Raw genomic sequence first — 18,845 nt, forward strand, 5'->3', positions numbered from 1 at the left:
CCTCAGACGGGCCGCTGTTTGGCAGCCACCCGCGAAACTCTGTGTTTAAACCGCAACCAGTCGTACGCTGGCACCTTCGCCAACGCCCAGCGCTTCGGCCGTTGCCAGGTCCAGGGTCACCGGCTTGCCGGGCGCGTAGTCCAGCTCCAGCATCACCGCGCGGTAATCCTGCAACTGCGCGTTGCTCACCAGGTACTGGCGGCCGACACCCTTGACCATCTCGCCGATCTTCACCGGCACCACGCGGCTCTGGGCGATCGAGCGAATGCCCGAAACCCGTGCGTGCAGCGTTGGGCCGCCGTCGAAGATGTCGATGTAGTGGTCAGTCTCGAAACCTTCGCGCATCAGGATGTCGAAGGTGATCTGCGCACGCGGGTGCACTTGGCCCATGGCTTCCTGGGCTTCGTCCGGCAGCAGCGGCACGTAGATCGGGTAATGCGGCATCAGCTCGGCGAGGAACGTACGGCTTTTCAGCCCGCACAGGCGCTCGGCGGCGGCGTAGTTGAGGTCGAAGAAATTGCGCCCGATGGCGTCCCAGAACGGCGAATCACCGTTCTCGTCGCTGTAGCCGACAATCTCGGTCACCACCGAATCGGCAAAACGCTCGGGGTGGCTGGCGACGAACAACAGGCGGCCACGGGAATTGAGTTCCGACCACGGCGAACCGACCAGCTCAGGCACCACGTAGAAACTGGTAAGCAGGCTGTTGCCGGTGAGGTCGTGGCACTGGGAAAGCACGTGGATCTTGTTATGGATCTTCAGCTCGCGGGAGGCGTGCACGAAGGTCTCGTTACGAAAACTGTAGAAAGGCTCCGAGTAACCGGCCGAGGCGACGATGGCCGAGCAACCGACAAGCTTGCCGGTCTCGGTGTCTTCGAGCACGAAGAAATAGCTTTCTTCACCGTTGAAACTCACCTCGGCCGCGAAGGACGCTTCGCTGGCGGCGATCTTATCGCTCAGGCGTTCAACATCATCCGGCAAGGAGGTGACACCAATCGGGCTGTCCGCAGCCAGACGCTGTACCTCGCCCAGATCAGCCATTTGCGCGGGGCGCATCACCAGCATGGTGTCACTCCTTAACTCGAAAACTCATAGGGGAAAATTACCGGACATCGCTGGAACAACCATATTCCAATGTGGGAGGGGGCTTGCCCCCGATAGCGGTGCATCAGTCACCGGATGTATCAACTGACAGACTGCTATCGGGGGCAAGCCCCCTCCCACATTTTTGACCCAGTCCGGCCGGCAGAAGGTGTAGTTATCAGGCTTGGGTCAGCGTTTTTACCGCACGTTCGAAGCGATCCAGGCCTTCGTTGATGTCCGCGTCTTCCACCACCAGGCTCGGCGCAAAACGCACCACGTCCGGGCCGGCTTGCAGGATCATCAGGTTTTCTTTCTCGGCCGCGTTGAACACGTCCTTGGCCTTGCCTTTGAACGCATCGCTCAATACGCAACCGATCAGCAGGCCCATGCCGCGCACTTCGGTGAAGATGCCGTACTGCTTGCCGATCTGCTCCAGGCGCGCCTTGAACAGCTCGTGCTTGGCGTTGACGCCGGCCAGCACTTCTGGCGTGTTGACCACGTCGATGACCGCTTCGGCCACCGCACACGCCAGCGGGTTACCGCCGTAGGTGGTGCCGTGGGTACCGACCACCAGGTGCTTGGCCAGGTCTTCACGGGTGAGCATCGCCGCGATCGGGAAACCGCCGCCCAGGCTCTTGGCGCTGGTGAGGATGTCGGGCACCACGCCGTAGTGCTGGTAGGCAAACAGGTGGCCGCTGCGGCCCATGCCGGTCTGTACTTCGTCGAACACCAGCAGGGCATTGTTGGCGTCGCACAGTTCGCGGGCGCCTTGCAGGTAAGCCAGTTCGGCCGGCAATACGCCGCCTTCGCCCTGGATCGGTTCCAGCACCACGGCGCAGGTCTTGTCCGACACGGCGGCTTTCAGCGCTTGCAGGTCGTTGTAGGGGACGTGGGTGATGCCGGTGATTTTAGGCCCGAAACCATCGGAGTACTTCGACTGGCCACCGACGTTAACGGTGAACAGGGTACGGCCGTGGAAGCTGTTCAGCGCGGCAATGATCTCGTACTTCTCGCTGCCGAAACGGTCGAACGCCACGCGACGGGCCAGCTTGAACGCGGCCTCGTTGGCTTCGGCGCCGGAGTTGCAGAAGAACACACGCTCGGCAAACGTGGCGTCGATCAGCTTATGGGCCAGGCGCAGGGCCGGCTCATTGGTGAACACGTTGGAGACATGCCACAGCTTGTTGGCCTGTTCGGTCAGCGCACCGACCAACGCCGGGTGGGCGTGGCCCAACACGTTGACCGCGATGCCGCCGGCAAAGTCGATCAGCTCGCGACCCGCCTGGTCCCAGACGCGCGAACCTGCGCCACGCACGGGGATGAATGCGGCAGGTGCGTAGTTGGGAACCATGACCTGGTCGAAATCGGCACGTTGCACCGGGGCTTGCTCAACGGACATCGGAGTCTCCTGAAGAGGAACGCCTGCCTGGAACTGGCGGGCGATGCAGGGATTGTAAGGACAGTTTTCAGAGCGGCCTTGCCGCCAAGCGACAACTTCTTATAGCGCCAACCCGCGTTTTTGGCGGGTTTACGCCAATGCGACAAATAGCGTCGCAATGGCGCAGTTTAAACCGTGCGCACGCGCCGTGGGCAGGCTCATCGTTGGTCGCGTGCAAATTCCCCACACCCCTAACTGTGTACCGCCTGCCTCGGCGCCCAAACTGTTTTGCTGCGCGTCCCTAATCCGTCAAGGACCGACCCCATGGCCACTCAGCCAGAAACCACCGTTTTGCCCTACCAAATCCTGAAAAACGCCCTGCCACAATGGCTCGGCAACGCCGCCGCCGACAAACGCACGGCCCTGGCCAACCACGCCCCGGTCTTTGCCGACTGGTACAAAAACACCAGCGAGGCGCAGCACAACCAACTCAAGTACCTCAACAGCCAGGCCTGGACTGCCCAGAACCAGGTAGACAGCGCCATGGCCGAACTTAAAAGCCCCGAGGAATTTGGTGCCGAACGCCTGCAGCAGGCGCTTGCCGAGCGGTACGGGGTCGACGCGAATGTGAGGACCACCTACCTGCAGCTGTATATCCCGCTGACAGTCGCCGGTTTCACGGTCAAGCCCGGCGCGGCGCGGACCTGGTCCGTGTCCTTGCTGGACGCGGCCCTGCACAACTTCGAGCCCTCCGAAGCCCAGGCCGGTGCCTATGAGGCCAGCTCCGGCTTCACCACACAGCCTACGGCGGCCGGGCATTTCGCGCCGCTACCGGCCATCCAGGCAAAAATCAGCATCCCGCAGTTCGCCACACTGTGTCGCCAACTGGACATCGGTGGGCAATACCAACGCTATCTCAACGAATACCTGGGCCGGGACAACCCAGTGGCCAGGGCCAGCCTGCGTTACAAAGTCATCGACAGCCAACTCACCGCACTCAAGCTTGCGCTGTACATGGCCCGGATAAAAAACGACCTGCCCCAGACCGGCTATGACGCCGTGTACAACCTGATCACTGACGTGTCTGCCAACGGCTGCCAGCCCATGCAATGCCATGAGCTGGTGGTCATGTCGACGCGCCTTACCGGCATCGTCGTATTTTGCGAAAACCTGGCGACCAGTCGCGTGGTGCTGCCGGTGATCGTGTACATCCCCGACGATCCGCAGCACCCGGTCAAGCAGTACGCCAGCAGCCAGGCGTTCGTGAGCGCCCTGGTGGAAAAACTGCGCGACCCCGAGTACCAGCGTTTTTTCATCCGCTTCGTCGACCACCAAGACCTGGGCGCGTTTTTCGCAGGTCTCAACCAGCGCCTCACCCGGGTAACCTGGCACCCGCACACCCCGGGCGACCCCTTGCCCTCATGGCGCGAAACCGCCGTCGAAAAACCCAACCTGCAGTTTCGCCCACTCAAAATCAGCGGCGAGCTGTTTGACCACCTTCACCAGATGAAACTCAGCAAGTTGATCAACGACGCACGCAGCCGGGCCGTGTCCACCGCCAGCGTTGATCAGAAGGCTCGTTGGGAGCGCTGGGCCGTCATCCAGAAAATCGGCAGTACCCTGCTGCAAATTGTCGCCCTCATTGCCATGCCCTTCATCCCGCCATTAGGCGCGCTGATGCTCGGTTACACCGCTTACCAAATGCTCGACGACGCGTTCGAAGGCATTATCGACTGGACCGAGGGCCTGCCCCGCCAAGCGCTCGGGCATGCCATGAGTTTTCTGGAGCAACTGGTCCAGCTAGGCATGTTTGCCGTTGGCGCACCGATTGCCGAAGGGCTGTTGCGGGCGGCGCTGCCGGCCGAGTTATTGCAGTTTATCGACCGCCTCAAACCGGTGACGCGCCCCAGCGGCAAAGCCCGCCTCTGGCAGCCGGACACCGCCGCCTACCGCCATGACCTGACACTGCCGGCGGACGCCAAGCCCAACAAACTGGGCCTGCATCGTCACCGTGGCCAGTCTGTTCTGCGTCTGGGCGATGACCCATATGTGCTGCATACCGACAGCGCGAGCGGTCGCCACGCCCTTCGCCACCCCAACCGAACCGACGCCTATCGCCCCCAGGTCCTGACCAACGGCCAGGGTGCCTGGGTGACGGAACTGGAGCGTCCGCTCAGCTGGGACAGCACCACCCTGATGCGCCGCCTCGGCTACACAACCGACGGCATCAGCGATGCGCGATTGCAGCAGGCTCGCCGCATCAGCGACACCCACGATAACGCCCTGCGTAAAATGCACGTCACCCAGCAGACACCCCCGCCGTTGCTGGCCGACACCCTCAAGCGCATCAAGATCGACCAGCACCTGCAAGACTTCATCCTGCAAATGGGCAGCGACGATCCCGCGCTGTATCAACAGGCCGATCCGCAGCTGCAACTGCAACTGCTGACCAATTACGGGCTGTGGCCAGAGACCAAGACCCTGCGGTTCCTGGATGCAAAGGGCAACACCGCCTGGGAGCTCAAGCGGCCTGACGATGCGGGTGTCGTGCAGATCCACGAAGCGCAATTGAAAAATGGCAACCTGCTGAGCGCCCTCATCGAAAGCCTGGATGAACCCGAGCGCAAAACCTTGCTGAAGGAACCTTTCGGTACCCCGCCTGAGTCTTCGCAAACCCGCGCGAACGTGTTGAGGAAACGACTGGCACGGATAGCCGAGGACAAACGATTTTCACTCTTCGACGCGCACTATCGTGGGCTGGAGCGTGCCCGCGACGCCCGTGTGCAAAAACTGATTGATGCGGCCCCCAATCCCGGCCTGCCCACCAGCGTCGCCGAGGAGATCCTGGCCGACGCCAGTGGCGAGGAGCTGCGGGCGATTGATCAGGCAAGGGTGCCCGCGCGCCTCGTCGAGCTGGCCGAATGGGCGCAACACGAAGTACGAACCACGCGCGCCTATGAAGGCCTGTACCTGGACACCGTCGAAAGCCCGGACACCCACCAGCTTGCCCTGAACTCACTGGAAAACCTGCCGGGCTGGCTGGGCAACGTGCGCCTTGAGGTCAGGCAATACAGAATCGATGGCGCGTTACTGGACGCCATCGGGGCTGAAGACGCAGCGATCAAAAGAACGATCATCGCCACCGCACAGGGCGATTACGTCCCGCAAGACCACAGCAGTACATTGTTCGGCCGGACCGATTTCTACACGGCTATTCTCCAGGCGATTCCCGATGCCTCGCGCGATTCGCTGAACATCCATATCGGCCAAGGCCCGCGCCTCCAACAGGCGATTGCCGAGCACGCCATGGACCGTCGGGCGCTGCGCCGTTTGCTCGACGCCAACCCGTCATTCAAGCCGACCTACGACCCCAGCGCCATGCGCTTGCGCGGCGGCATGGAAGGCTACCGTGCCGCCGATGATCCACAACCGGGCCCCAGCGGTGAGCCTTCCCTGCAACAGCGTGCCCACGACCTGTTGCCGTCGCTGTCCGCCGAGCAAATCCGCGACCTGGTGCAAACCCTCGAGCGCCGGCCGGGCGGCGCGCAAGCCACGCTGGTTTCGTTGAAAAACGAATACATGAAAATGGACATGGACCTGGCTGTCTGGGAAGCCAACCCGCCTCGATTCCACCCTGAAACAGAAGCGCCATTGAGTCGCCAGGCGTATGAATATGCCGCGCGCAACCGGGCCCACTGGGCTCGGGAAATCCGCCGGGCGTGGCGCCAGGAAACCGAGGTGGACAATCACTTCGACCCCCCCACCTCCAACGGGCAAATGCTCAGGCTGCTCACCCCCATCAGCGGCGAACTGCCCAGGCTCAGCGCGCGCTTCGAGCACATTTCGCTGCTGGAGCTGACCGGCGATTACTTGCCGCTGAACGTCAACGCCTTTGTCCAGCAGTTCCCAAGGCTGCGCCAACTGATCATCAGAAAAGTCGCGCTTCAGGAGTTCCCTGGCGCCGTCGCTTCGATGCCTCACTTCAACGAGCTGATCCTGAGCGATTGCAACCTGGCCCTGACCACAGAAGACCAGATGACACTGAGCCGCATGACCCGCTTGATTACCCTGGATCTTTATAACAACCCGCTGCAGCAAGCGCCCAATGTCGAGCACATGCAGAACCTGCAATACCTGGACCTGAGCAACACCGGCATTCGTGAGCTGCCCCGCGGATTACTCAGCCGTACGCACCTGGACCTGGTGCTGCTGCCCAACAATCAGATCCGCGAACTGCCCGACGAGCTGTTCAATTTACCCGCAAGCGCCAGTGATACGTTCGACCTCTCCGGCAACCCCATTTCACCCCTCTCGCTGGCGCGGGTAAAAACCTACTTTCAAAACACCGGCAAATATTGGGACATCGATGCCGACCCCGCAGACGCGGAGCAGGTCAGGCGGCTTTACCCCAGCTTGAACACCGACGAAGTCAATCGCTTCATCTTCGCCCTGCCTGGCGACCTGCAAGCCGGCAAGGTCGCGCTCAACCGCCTCGAAACCGACTACCAGGGAATGCGCGCAACTTTGCTCGCGTGGGCCAATGACGTCAACGTGAGCGCGGCGGAACGCGTGGCTCGCGACCTCTTGCGCGAGGATATGGAAGCAGGTTGGCGCCAGGAGCTGCCTTTGGCCGAGCATGAAAATGGCACCCCAGCGAGCTATGAGTTGACACTCTCAAGGCCGATCAGCGGCGCCTTGCCCACCCTGCCCACGCCGTTCAAGCATGTCTCTTCCCTGACCCTGCGAGGGGGCGGCGGCCCGTTGCAACCTGCGGCGTTCCTGCAAGCGTTTCCGGCCCTCAAACGCTTGGCCATCGAGCGCTTCACCCTCACCGAGTTCCCACTCGACATCGCGAAGCTGCAACAATTGAACAGGCTGCGCCTCAACCACAATGCGTTGCGATTGAGCCCCAGCAGCGCCAACACGCTGGCCGGGATGTCACGCCTTGAACACCTGGACCTGAGCGAAAACCCGCTGGGGTTCGCACCCGACACCAGCCGCTTGGCCCAGCTTTCCCATTTGTCATTGCGCAACACGGGACTGACCGAGATTCCCTCCGACCTGCTGTCCACCACGGCACCCGAGCGGCAGGTGGACCTCAGCCACAATGCGATCCAGGAGATTCCCGACGCCGCCTTTGCCTTGCCGGCCCGCCGCATCGCGGGCGTCGACCTGCGCGCCAACCCGCTTTCGCGCCAGGCATTGCGCCAGATAAAAAACCATTACCCCAGCGTCCAGCAGCATTGGATGGCCAGCCCTCCACCTGCCGAGCTGCAAAGGCTCAAGGCGCTTTATCCGAACCTCGCGGACGCCGAGATCGGGCGCGTCTACTTCCAATTGCCAGGGGACCTTGATGCGGCTGCCAGCGAAATCATCCAATTGGGTATCGAGTACGAACAGCTGCGTGCCGACCTTCAGGAATGGGCGCTCAACATCCCCCTGCGCGACCCACTGCTGGATGTTGTACTGGATGCCGGCACGCGCGCCGAAGAGCAGTTGCGGCGCATGCAGTTCAAGACGTTGCTTGAACACTGCTGGCGCCGGGAAATCGAGGTCGACGAATCCGGCACGCCGCCCTACCACACGTACAAACTGGTGTTCCACGCTCAACTATTGGGGGATATGCCTCGACTGAGGGCGCGTTTCGATCACGTGACCCTGATCGAACTGATCGGCGAAGGCAGCAACCTGAACGCCGATGGACTGCTCAGGCGCTTCCCGAACCTGCGGCACCTGATCATCGAGCGCTACACCCTGGCGGATATTCCCGAGCCCATCTTCAGCATGAACGCGCTGCGCGAGCTGGGGCTGCCGGAAAACCGTATCCGCCTGACCCCTCGCAGCGCCGGGCAACTGGCGCAGATGAGCAACCTGGTGTACCTGGACCTGAGCGATAACCCGCTGGGCATAACACCCGATGTACGCAACCTGGCACGCATGCAGACCCTTTACCTGCATAACTGCGGGCTCACCGAAGTCCCTGCGGGCGTGTTTGGCATGACGCAACTGCAGGTGCTGGACTTGAGTGACAACTCGATTGAGCACCTGCACACCGACCTGCTGGAAATGCCGCGGCCCCTCTTCGACGATTCCGACCTGAGCGGTAACCCACTGTCCGCGCAAAGCCTTGAGCTGCTGCGCCGCTACTTTCGTCAAACGGGTAATGAACTGGGGGTGGAAGCAGCCATGGAGGATGCACAAGGCAACCCACTGACACCTCCCGGCACGCCACCGCCGATGGAGGAATAAGCCAGGGGCTGTCGACGGCTAGCCGCGCTCGGAGGGTACCGACGACAGTTCGAACGGGCTGCTGCTGCGCCGCTGGTTGCGGTCTTCACGCGGCGTGGCGCCGAAGAAGTTGCGGTAGGCGCTGGAGAAGTGCGGCCCCGAGGAGAAGCCGCAGGACAGGCCGATCTGGATGATCGACTTGCTGGTTTGCATCAACATCTGGCGGGCCTTGTTCAGGCGCAGTTCCAGGTAATACTGGCTGGGGACGCGATTGAGGTACTGCTTGAAGATGCGCTCCAGTTGTCGTCGCGACACGCACACGTGCTGGGCAATTTCGTCGGTGGTCAACGGCTCTTCGATATTGGCTTCCATCAGCAACACCGCCTGGGTCAGCTTCGGATGGCTGGAACCCAGGCGGTTTTGCAGCGGGATGCGCTGGCGCTCGCCGCCCTCGCGGATGCGCTCCACCACCAGTTCTTCCGACACCGCACCGGCCAGTTCGGCACCGTGGTCACGGGCCAGCACCGCCAGCAGCAGGTCGAGTACCGACATGCCACCGCAGGCGGTCAGGCGATCACGGTCCCAGTCGAACAGATGGCTGGTGGCGATGACCTTGGGGAAACGCTCGGCAAAATCATCCTGCCAACGCCAATGCACAGCGGCGCGGTAGCCGTCGAGCAGGCCGAGCTGCGCCAACGGGTACACACCGGCCGACAATCCGCCGATCACACAACCAGCCCGCACCAGTTGCTTGAGGGCCGTGCTCAGTTGCGAGGCGATCACGGCAGGCGGCTCGTCCGCCAGCAGGAACAGTTTCTGGAAGCCTTCCAGCTTACCGGCCCACGGCTCGCCCGGCAGTTGCCAGGCGCCGTCGGTGGCCGGCTCGGCGAGCAGAAACGACAGCTCGTAGACCACCTCCGGATGCACCCGCTGAGCAACGCGCAAGGCCTCCTCAGCCAGCGCAAGCGTGAGTGCTTTTGTGCTGGGCCAAATCAGGAAACCAATTTTATGGGCGGTCATGGAGTGCTATCCGAAGCGAGTAACAGTAATGAAGACAAAGGCCAATGCTAGCCCGTAAACCAACACAAAGCTCAAAAACAACGCAGATCCAAATGTGGGAGGGGGCTTGCCCCCGATGACTGTGTGTCAGCCAGTACATGTGGATCTGATACACCGCTATCGGGGGCAAGCCCCCTCCCACAGGGAAACTATTTCAAGCTGCCGGACAGGAACTGCTGCAACCGCTCGGACTGCGGGTTGACCAGCACTTCACGCGGGTTGCCACGCTCTTCCACGATGCCTTTGTGCAGGAACACCAACTGGTTCGACACTTCACGGGCAAAGCCCATTTCGTGGGTCACCACCACCATGGTGCGGCCTTCCTGGGCCAGGTCCTGCATCACCTTGAGCACTTCGCCCACCAACTCGGGGTCGAGGGCCGAGGTGGGTTCGTCGAACAGCATCACCTCCGGTTCCATCGCCAAGGCACGGGCAATCGCCACACGCTGCTGCTCGCCACCGGACATATGGCCTGGGAACGCATCCTTACGGTGGCCCACGCCGACTTTGGCCAAGTAGTGCTCGGCCTTTTCACGGGCGTCTTTTTTCGACATGCCCAGCACGTGCACCGGGGCTTCCATCACGTTTTCCAACGCGGTCATGTGCGACCACAGGTTGAAATGCTGGAACACCATCGACAGGCGCGAGCGCATGCGTTGCAGCTGTTTAGGGTCGGCGGCCTTCAAGGCGCCGTCCTTGTTGGCCACCAGTTTCAGCTCTTCGTTATTGAGCAGGATCTTGCCGGCGTGGGGTTGCTCCAGCAGGTTGATGCAGCGCAAAAAGGTACTTTTGCCCGAACCACTGGAACCAATGATGCTGATCACATCACCGGCCGCGGCGGCCAGGGACACGCCTTTGAGCACTTCATGACTGCCATAGCGTTTATGCAGGTCTTGGACTTCAAGTTTGTACATGCGGTCGGTTCTCACAAAAACAGGTGGTCAGTCGTTGAGCAAGCGCCCGTGACGCAGCGCTTCGCGCCCCGCCACCTTGGCCAGCCAGAAACCCGCTTGGGCATAACGTAGCCGTTCAACGGCAAACAACACCCCCGAGGTGCCCGCGCACATCGTGCTCACGCGGTCTTCCAGGGGGTCAATCACTTCAAAAATCGGCTCGCCCTTCTCGATCCAGTCCCCGGCTTTACGCAGGTAACTGATCACCCCGGCGTGGGGCGCGAACAGTAATTCGGTGCCTTCGAAGGGCACGCCTTCGCACGGTTCGTATTGCGGCGCCGGCCATTGCCCCTTGATCAGGCCTTGTTCGGCGAGAAACGCGAGGATGCCTTCGGCGTGGAAGATCGCTTCGTCACGGCCGGTGTCGGCTTGACCGCCCAACTCCAGCGTCGTCGCCAGGCAGGCCAGTGGGATCTGCGCGTCGGGGAACGCGCGGGACAGACGCAGCCACGGCAACGAGCAAGCTTCATCAAACGAGCTGCCGCCGGAGTCTTCCGCGAGCAAACCGACTTTCACATTCAAGTGCGCCGACAACGAACGCCACTGCGGCCAGTGCTGGGGCAGTGCGTACATGTGCAGCGCGGCTTCGGCGTCGCAGTGCAGGTCGAGGACGATGTCGGCGCTGCACGCATGGCTCAGCAGGATGCGCTGCATGCCTTGCAACTGGCTGCTCGGCTCGGGCAATGCGTTAAGCACATCGGTCATCGCCTGGCGAATCATGCGCACGTTGGCGTGAGGGTCATCCCCCAGCTTGCCTGTGAGCAACTCGGCCACCGGCTCGCTCAACTCAACGAAATCGCGGTTGAAATTCTTACCGCTGCCCACTTCGAAACGGCCTTGGTGACTGCCTTGCAGCAACTGCCCCAGGCCCATCGGGTTGGCCACTGGCACCAGCTCGATCACGCCGTTGAGGGCACCTTGCGCTTCAAGTTCGGCGAGGCGTTTTTTCAGCTCCCACGCGGCGCGCATGCCGGGCAATTCATCGGCGTGCAGGCTGGCCTGGATATAGGCCTTGCGCTCGCCGCTGCCGAAACGGAACACGCTCAGTTGGCGCTCGCAGCCGAGGTGGCCCCAGGGCAACAGGTGATCGATACGTTCCATATCAATGCTTCCGTGGAGCCAGGTAGCTCAGCCAGCGGCGCTCGGCCAACTTGAACAGGCGCACCAGGATAAAGGTCAGGCACAGGTAGAACAGGCCGGCGGTGATGTAGGCCTCGAACGGCAGGTAGAACTGCGCGTTCACCGTGCGCGCGGCACCGGTGATGTCGATCAGGGTGACGATGGAAGCCAGGCTGGTGGTCTGCAGCATCATGATCACTTCGTTGCTGTACTGCGGCAGCGCGCGGCGCAGGGCCGACGGCAGCAGGATGCGGCGGTACAGCTTGTAGCGCGACATGCCCATGGCCTTGGCCGCTTCGATCTCGCCATTGGGGGTGGCCTTGAGGCTACCGGCAATGATCTCGGCGGTGTAGGCGCTGGTGTTGATCGCAAAGGCCAGGCACGCGCAGAAGGTCGCGCTGGACAACAGCGGCCACAGGAAGCTCTCGCGCACCGCTTCGAATTGCGCCAGGCCGTAGTAGATCAGGAACAGCTGCACCAGCATCGGCGTGCCGCGGATCACGTAGGTGTAGAGCCAGGCCGCGCCGTTGACGACCGGTTGCTTGGACACACGCATCAAGCCCAGGGGCAACGCGGCGAGCAGGCCGAAGAACAGCGAGATGGCGAGCAGTTTCAGGGTGGTCAGCAGGCCACCAAGGTACAGCGGCATGGCCTCCCAGATGACGTTGTAGTCGAAGATCATAGATCAGCCGCCCTTACGCCTACCGAGTAGCGCTTCTCAAGATGACGCAGGGCCAGCAACGACACACTGGTGATCACCAGGTACATCGCCGCCACTGCGAGGAAGAAGGTAAAAGGCTCGCGGGTGGCGTCTGCCGCCTGCTTGGCCTTGAACATCATGTCTTGCAGGCCCACCACCGAGATCAGCGCGGTGGCCTTGGTGAGTACCAGCCAGTTGTTGGTAAACCCGGGGATCGCCAGCCGGATCATCTGCGGCACCATCACCCGGAAAAACACCTGGAAACTGCTCATGCCATACGCAAGGCCGGCTTCGGCCTGGCCCTTGGGGATGGCCATGAAGGCGCCGCGGAAGGTTTCCGACAGGTAGGCGCCAAAGATGAAACCCAGGGTGCCGATACCGGCGGCCAAGGGGTTCAAGTCGATATAGTCGTCATAGCCGAGCATCGGCGCGACGCGGTTAAGCAGGTCCTGACCACCGTAGAAAATCAGCAGGATCAGCACCAGGTCGGGGATCCCGCGGATCACCGTGGAGTACAAGTCACCCAGCCAGGCCAACCAGCGCACCGGCGACAGGCGCAACGCGACCCCGATCAGACCCAGAACAATGGCCAAGGCCATGGACGACAAGGCGAGCTGAAGCGTCAACCATGCGCCATCGAGGATGACGGCCCCGTAGCCTTTCAACATGATTCAGGTCCTCGAAAAGGGGGGATGAAAAAATGGCGCAAACCGCAGGAATTCTGTTGCTTGCGCCATTTCGGACAGTCAGCCAGGACGATTTACTTGGCTTCAGGGCCGTAAATATCGAAGTTGAAGTACTTTTTCTCGATTTCTTTGTACTTGCCATTGGCACGGATCGCGGCGATGGCAGCGTTGATACGCTCCAGGTTTTCCTTGTCGCCTTTGCGCACGGCGATGCCTATGCCGTCGCCGAAGTACTTGGCGTCGGTGAACGCCGGGCCGGTGAACGCATAGCCTTTACCGGCTGGCGTATCGAGGAAACCTTCCTGCAACAGGGTGGCGTCGGCCACGGTACCGTCGAGGCGACCGGCTTCCACGTCCAGGTAGATTTCGTTCTGCGAGCTGTAAGGCACAACGGTGGCGCCTTTAGGTGCCAGGACTTCCTTGGCGAAACGATCGTGGATCGAGCCGCGCTGCACGCCGATCTTCTTGCCTTTGAGTTCATCCAGGCTGTCGCTGACCGCAGTGCCTTCCTTCAACACCAGGCGCGCTGGGGTCAGGTAGTAGCGGTTGGTGAAGTCCACGGACTTCTTGCGGTCCTCGGTGATGGACATGGACGACAGGATCGCGTCGATCTTGCGCACTTTGAGCGCCGGGATCAGGCCGTCGAACTCTTGCTCGACCCAGGTGCACTTGACCTTCATCTCTTCGCACAGGGCGTTGCCGATGTCGTAGTCAAACCCGACGATGCTGCCATCCGGCGCCTTCGAGGCAAACGGAGGGTAAGCCGCTTCGATACCAATTTTCAGAGGCTTGCCTTCAGCGAAGGCCTGCATGGACAGCACGGACAGCGCCAGGGCGCCCAACAGCACGAGTTTCTTCATCTTGGGACTCCATCGGTATAGGGCAAAACAGCAGTATGAGCCATGGCCCACGATGCGACTGAGTGAAACCGAATAGCGGTGCTGCGTCCTACGCGGGCTATACACCTGCGACGACGAGCGAGTGATCGGCATTCTAACGACAGGCCGGAAGCCGATATTTCCTCAATGCGACAACAATTTACAGAAGCACTGAGAAAGCGGTTCCAACACATTGACAGCCTCTGAATTTTATGCAGAGACAAAAGATATTAAACCTGTTGATGCTGCAAATTGCGGGCCTATTATTCGCAAACCCTTCTAGCACGGCAAGTGTGGCGTTTAATCTTATTACCGGGGGTGTCTAAAGCGCGGTTTTTCGGGGCGTGAGCGTAGCGCTTTGCCTCATGTTCGGGCGATGGGTTACACATTTGCGCCGCTCGGTAACATTCAGAAAGCTCCTACGCGATAAACCGATATTTATTTGACTGGTGGAGATTCAAATGTGGGAGAGGGCTTGCTCCCGATAGCGGTGTTTCAGCCATAGATGAGTTGACTGACCCACTGCTATCGGGGGCAAGCCCCCTCCCACATTGGATCTCCACCGGCTTCAAGCGAACACAAAAAAGCCCCACCCGGCTTACACCGAATGGGGCTTTGTCTGACCAGCCCGCCTTACGCGACGTTCATGGTCTTGTGGGTCTCAATCAAATGCGCCACTACCCCTGGGTCGGCCAGGGTGGAAATATCGCCCAAGCCGTCGTACTCGGCCGTGGCAATCTTGCGCAGGATCCGACGCATGATTTTCCCCGAGCGCGTCTTCGGCAAGCCGGGTGCCCACTGGATCACGTCCGGCGAGGCAATCGGCCCGATTTCCTTGCGCACCCAGTTCTTCAGCTCCAGGCGCAGGGCTTCGGTGGGTTCTTCGCCATTCTTCAGGGTCACATACACATAGATGCCCTGGCCCTTGATGTCGTGCGGCACACCCACCACCGCCGCTTCGGCGACTTTAGGGTGGGCAACCATGGCGCTTTCGATCTCGGCGGTGCCCATGCGGTGGCCGGATACGTTCAACACGTCATCCACACGGCCGGTGATCCACCAGTAGCCATCTTCATCGCGACGGGCGCCGTCACCGGTGAAGTACATGCCACGGAAGGTCTTGAAGTACGTGTCGACAAAACGGTCATGGTCGCCGTACAGGGTACGCGCCTGGCCTGGCCACGAGTCGAGAATCACCAGGTTGCCTTCGGCGGCGCCTTCGATGATGTTGCCCAGGTTGTCCACCAGCGCCGGCACCACGCCGAAGAACGGCCGTGCGGCAGAACCCGGCTTGAGTGCATGGGCACCCGGCAGCGGGCTCATCAGGGTGGCGCCGGTTTCGGTCTGCCACCAGGTGTCGACGATCGGGCAGCGGGATTGGCCGACGTTCTTGTAGTACCAGTCCCACGCTTCCGGGTTGATCGGCTCACCCACCGAACCCAACAGGCGCAGGCTGCTGCCATCGACGCCTTCGCAGGCGGCGGTGCCGGAAGCCATCATCGCGCGGATCGCGGTCGGGGCGGTGTAGAGGATATTGACCTTGTGCTTGTCGACGATCTTGCCCACCCGGGTGATGTCCGGGTAGTTCGGCACGCCTTCGAACAGCAAGGTGGTCGCGCCATTGGCCAGCGGGCCGTAGACAATATACGTGTGGCCGGTGACCCAGCCGACGTCGGCAGTGCACCAGTAGACTTCGCCCGGGCGGTAGTCGAATACGCGCTCGTGGGTCAGGGCTGCGTACAACAGGTAGCCGCCGGTGGTGTGCTGCACGCCTTTAGGCTTGCCGGTGGAACCGGAGGTGTAGAGGATGAACAGCGCTTCTTCAGCGCCCATCTCTTTTGGCGCACACACGGTGCCCGCCACTTTCATCAGGTCTTCGTACCAGATGTCGCGATGCGGGTTCCACTTGATCTGGCCATTAGTGCGCTTGCACACGATGACCTTCTGGATGCTGCTGGTTTCCGGGTTGGTCAGCGCGTCGTCGACGTTGGCCTTCAGCGGAATCTTCTTACCGGCGCGGATGCCTTCATCGGCAGTGATCACCACCTTCGACTTACAGTCGATGATTCGACCGGCCAGGGCCTCCGGCGAGAAACCGCCAAACACCACGGAATGGATCGCACCGATGCGGGTACACGCCAGCATGGCGACCACGGCTTCGGGAATCATCGGCATATAGATAGTCACCACGTCGCCGCGGTGCACATCCTGGCCACGCAGGGCGTTGGCGAACTTGCAGACTTCTTCGTGCAGCTCGCGGTAGGTGATGGTGCGGCTCTCGGCCGGGTCATCGCCCTCCCAGATGATCGCCGCCTGGTCGCCACGCTCGGCGAGGTGACGGTCCAGGCAGTTGTAGGAAACGTTCAGGGTGCCGTCGGCGAACCACTTGATGTCGACATGGTGATCGTCGAAAGAGGTCTGCTTCACCGCGGTGAAAGGCTTGACCCAGTCAAGGCGCTTGGCTTGCTCGCGCCAGAAACCATCGGGGTTGACCACCGACTGCTGGTACATGGCCTTGTAGGTTGCCTCGTCGGTCAGCGTGTTGGCTGCTACTTCGGGGCGAACGGGGTACAGGGAAGCCGCACTCATCTTTCTTACCTCGGTGACATAGTTGTTGTTGTATGGCCCAGTTGTAGCCGGGGTGGGCCTATAGAACCATTCGACGATGGTAGTAACAAGACCCTACAAAATGCCCTGCTATCCCCATTTGCCGCTCTGGCCCGCAGCCTGCGGCGCTTTGCGGGTGTGTGAAAAAACCTTTACCACGGGATTGTTACAAAAACCGCCAATAGTCTTTATCAAAAGCACGGGTATATGAATATAACCCGCAGGCCTAGAATTACTTCCGCCAACCAAGGCGCTGTGATTAACACAGCAGTGATTAACAACGTAACAGCCCCCACGAAGGCACGTTAATCCGAACTAACCAACCCTAAGTTATACACGTGGCCTCACAAAGGCCCCGTGACCCCTTTCGCCCTGAAGAAGGTAAGTTAAGAAATGAAAGCTCTCGTAGTTATGGCCCTCAGCAGCTTGTGCGCCACCGCCGCCCTGGCCGACGAGGCCCCGACCGAGCTGGCCGGCCAGAACGCCCCGATTGTTGAGGATTACACCTACAGCACCAAGCTGGACGTGGCCAAAGTATTGTCCATGAGCACTATCCCGGAAGTCTGCGAAGTTGTACCAGTGAAGATGGAATATGAAGATTCCCAGGGTCAGCGTCATATCCTTAATTACCATGTCATGGGTAATGGTTGCTCTAACGGATAACAACTTCGTTAGTTAGAACAGACCCGGATCTTATTCGCCGCAAGAAATCGTTCTTGCGGCAAAGAACCGGTCCTTGGCACGACACGCGACAAATGCGGGAGGGGGCTTGCTTCCGATAGCGGTCGTCACTCAGCCCCAGCCCTCCCTTCCGGCCCTCAAAAAGCCCTCCCCTCCCCCCCACAATAAATAGCCCACCGCCCGTCAAAAAATTCCTACCCCATCAAACCCCCGCAAACCCTCACTCTGGCTCAAATAGCCGCCTTTTTGTCTTTGATCCGAGACCATCCGCCGCAACACAAAGCCGAATTTTTCCCTATAATGCGCGGGTAAATCGGGCCTGCAATATCCCTTTACACAGGGACGAAGAGCCAGACCTTGAGCCTGCGCTGGAGCATGCACCTGTCGCTCCGCCCCTCAAGCCTCACGCAGAGCACCCGTAACCCTATTCCGTTTAATGCCTGCGCTAGCTGTTGCAACAAACGATTCCTTAAGATCCACCGCGGCCCGAGGGCCGTGTGAACACCCAACCATCCGGTTTCACACGGGCACCTTTGAGCCCTCACGCAGGAGACGACACGTCATGCTGAGCTGGGACGAATTCGACAAAGAAGAAGACGGCGAAGTAGCCACCAAAGGCGCCAACGCCGGCCACGCCACCGAAGCCAACATGGACCGCCTCGACGGTGCCGGCGCCGCTGCCGCCATCGAAGCCCGCGCCGTCACCGCCAGTGACTCCGCCGCCATCGTGCGCGCCAAGGCTGCCCTCGACAAACTCGACGTCGCCGAAGGCCTCGCCGAACTCGAAGGCGCCTCCGCCCGCGTCGCCGTTGACGAAAAGCGCATGATCAACTGCCGCGCCGACCTCAACCAACTCGTGCCTTTCAAGTACGACTGGGCCTGGCAGAAGTACCTCGACGGCTGCGCCAACCACTGGATGCCGCAAGAGGTCAACATGACCGCCGACATCGCCCTGTGGAAAAACCCCGAAGGCCTGACCGACGACGAGCGCCGCATCGTCATGCGCAACCTCGGCTTCTTCTCCACTGCAGATTCGTTGGTCGCCAACAACCTGGTGCTGGCCGTCTACCGCCTGATCACCAACCCGGAGTGCCGCCAGTACATCCTGCGCCAGGCCTTCGAAGAAGCGATCCACACCCACGCCTACCAGTACTGCATCGAATCGTTGGCCATGGACGAAGGCGAGATCTTCAACATGTACCACGAGATCCCATCGGTGGCCAAAAAAGCCGCCTGGGGCCTGAAATACACCCGCTCGATCTCCGATCCGAAGTTCGAAACCGGCACCGTCGACACCGACAAGGAACTGCTGCGCAACCTGGTCGCCTACTACTGCGTGCTGGAAGGCATCTTCTTCTACTGCGGCTTCACCCAGATCCTGTCCATGGGCCGCCGCAACAAAATGACCGGCGTGGCCGAGCAGTTCCAGTACATCCTGCGCGATGAATCGATGCACCTGAACTTCGGTATCGA

General features: G+C 60.9%; 12 protein-coding genes. 3 read left to right on the forward strand and 9 right to left on the reverse strand.

Translation table 11 applies throughout. From position 1 onward, the window contains the following. Positions 1 to 45: 45 nt before the first annotated feature. Positions 46 to 1,065 (reverse strand): arginine/ornithine succinyltransferase subunit alpha, encoded by a 1,020-nt coding sequence (aruF, locus tag FIV39_RS18635; RefSeq protein WP_090400453.1) that lies wholly within the window; start codon positions 1,063 to 1,065, stop codon positions 46 to 48. Positions 1,066 to 1,261: 196 nt separating this feature from the next. Then, positions 1,262 to 2,482 carry an aspartate aminotransferase family protein gene (locus tag FIV39_RS18640; protein WP_090400454.1) on the reverse strand — a complete coding sequence of 407 codons (1,221 nt, stop codon included), beginning with the start codon at positions 2,480 to 2,482 and terminating at the stop codon, positions 1,262 to 1,264. A 303-nt stretch (positions 2,483 to 2,785) separates the two neighbouring features. Here FIV39_RS18640 and FIV39_RS18645 point away from each other — a divergent pair, with 303 nt between their 5' ends. Next, complete coding sequence (locus FIV39_RS18645) at positions 2,786 to 8,710, forward strand: dermonecrotic toxin domain-containing protein (RefSeq protein WP_090400455.1); 5,925 nt, start codon at positions 2,786 to 2,788, stop codon at positions 8,708 to 8,710. Between the two features lie 18 nt (positions 8,711 to 8,728). On the opposite strand, the gene argR is transcribed toward FIV39_RS18645, so the two are convergent. From argR to acs, 7 genes are all read right to left on the reverse strand, one after another. Beyond that, the gene (argR, locus tag FIV39_RS18650; RefSeq protein ID WP_090400456.1) at positions 8,729 to 9,709 is read right to left on the reverse strand and encodes a transcriptional regulator ArgR; all 981 of its coding nucleotides are present in this window, start codon (positions 9,707 to 9,709) and stop codon (positions 8,729 to 8,731) included. 188 nt (positions 9,710 to 9,897) lie between these two features. Continuing rightward, positions 9,898 to 10,662, reverse strand: a complete 765-nt coding sequence (locus FIV39_RS18655) for an ABC transporter ATP-binding protein (RefSeq protein ID WP_090400457.1) — start codon at positions 10,660 to 10,662, stop codon at positions 9,898 to 9,900. Positions 10,663 to 10,689: 27 nt separating this feature from the next. After that, a complete protein-coding gene (locus FIV39_RS18660; protein WP_090400458.1) occupies positions 10,690 to 11,802 on the reverse strand; it encodes a succinylglutamate desuccinylase/aspartoacylase family protein in 1,113 nt (370 codons plus the stop codon). A 1-nt stretch (position 11,803) separates the two neighbouring features. Continuing rightward, positions 11,804 to 12,502, reverse strand: a complete 699-nt coding sequence (locus FIV39_RS18665) for an ABC transporter permease (protein ID WP_090400459.1) — start codon at positions 12,500 to 12,502, stop codon at positions 11,804 to 11,806. Then, the gene (locus FIV39_RS18670; RefSeq protein ID WP_010208305.1) at positions 12,499 to 13,188 is read right to left on the reverse strand and encodes an ABC transporter permease; all 690 of its coding nucleotides are present in this window, start codon (positions 13,186 to 13,188) and stop codon (positions 12,499 to 12,501) included. The genes FIV39_RS18665 and FIV39_RS18670 overlap by 4 nt, the downstream gene beginning before the upstream one ends. A 92-nt stretch (positions 13,189 to 13,280) precedes the next feature. Beyond that, positions 13,281 to 14,066, reverse strand: a complete 786-nt coding sequence (locus FIV39_RS18675) for an ABC transporter substrate-binding protein (RefSeq protein WP_090400460.1) — start codon at positions 14,064 to 14,066, stop codon at positions 13,281 to 13,283. Positions 14,067 to 14,717: 651 nt separating this feature from the next. After that, positions 14,718 to 16,673: an acetate--CoA ligase gene (gene acs / locus FIV39_RS18680; protein ID WP_090400461.1), complete on the reverse strand. Its 1,956-nt coding sequence runs from the start codon at positions 16,671 to 16,673 to the stop codon at positions 14,718 to 14,720. A gap of 411 nt (positions 16,674 to 17,084) precedes the next feature. On the opposite strand from acs, the gene FIV39_RS18685 reads away from it, so the two are divergent. After that, positions 17,085 to 17,354 (forward strand): DUF2790 domain-containing protein, encoded by a 270-nt coding sequence (locus FIV39_RS18685; RefSeq protein WP_027607759.1) that lies wholly within the window; start codon positions 17,085 to 17,087, stop codon positions 17,352 to 17,354. Between the two features lie 580 nt (positions 17,355 to 17,934). Further along, positions 17,935 to 18,845: ribonucleotide-diphosphate reductase subunit beta (locus FIV39_RS18690; RefSeq protein WP_146371580.1), on the forward strand; the 911-nt coding region annotated here is incomplete at its 3' end.

This window comes from Pseudomonas grimontii, from assembly GCF_007858185.1.
Taxonomy (GTDB): domain Bacteria; phylum Pseudomonadota; class Gammaproteobacteria; order Pseudomonadales; family Pseudomonadaceae; genus Aquipseudomonas; species Aquipseudomonas grimontii.

Excerpts from the sequence above, each read along its gene's own strand:
- aruF (WP_090400453.1), bottom strand. The coding sequence starts at position 1,065 with ATGCTGGTGATGCGCCCCGCGCAAATGGCTGATCTGGGCGAGGTACAG.
- FIV39_RS18640 (WP_090400454.1), bottom strand. The coding sequence starts at position 2,482 with ATGTCCGTTGAGCAAGCCCCGGTGCAACGTGCCGATTTCGACCAGGTC.
- FIV39_RS18645 (WP_090400455.1), top strand. The coding sequence starts at position 2,786 with ATGGCCACTCAGCCAGAAACCACCGTTTTGCCCTACCAAATCCTGAAA.
- argR (WP_090400456.1), bottom strand. The coding sequence starts at position 9,709 with ATGACCGCCCATAAAATTGGTTTCCTGATTTGGCCCAGCACAAAAGCA.
- FIV39_RS18655 (WP_090400457.1), bottom strand. The coding sequence starts at position 10,662 with ATGTACAAACTTGAAGTCCAAGACCTGCATAAACGCTATGGCAGTCAT.
- FIV39_RS18660 (WP_090400458.1), bottom strand. The coding sequence starts at position 11,802 with ATGGAACGTATCGATCACCTGTTGCCCTGGGGCCACCTCGGCTGCGAG.
- FIV39_RS18665 (WP_090400459.1), bottom strand. The coding sequence starts at position 12,502 with ATGATCTTCGACTACAACGTCATCTGGGAGGCCATGCCGCTGTACCTT.
- FIV39_RS18670 (WP_010208305.1), bottom strand. The coding sequence starts at position 13,188 with ATGTTGAAAGGCTACGGGGCCGTCATCCTCGATGGCGCATGGTTGACG.
- FIV39_RS18675 (WP_090400460.1), bottom strand. The coding sequence starts at position 14,066 with ATGAAGAAACTCGTGCTGTTGGGCGCCCTGGCGCTGTCCGTGCTGTCC.
- acs (WP_090400461.1), bottom strand. The coding sequence starts at position 16,673 with ATGAGTGCGGCTTCCCTGTACCCCGTTCGCCCCGAAGTAGCAGCCAAC.
- FIV39_RS18685 (WP_027607759.1), top strand. The coding sequence starts at position 17,085 with ATGAAAGCTCTCGTAGTTATGGCCCTCAGCAGCTTGTGCGCCACCGCC.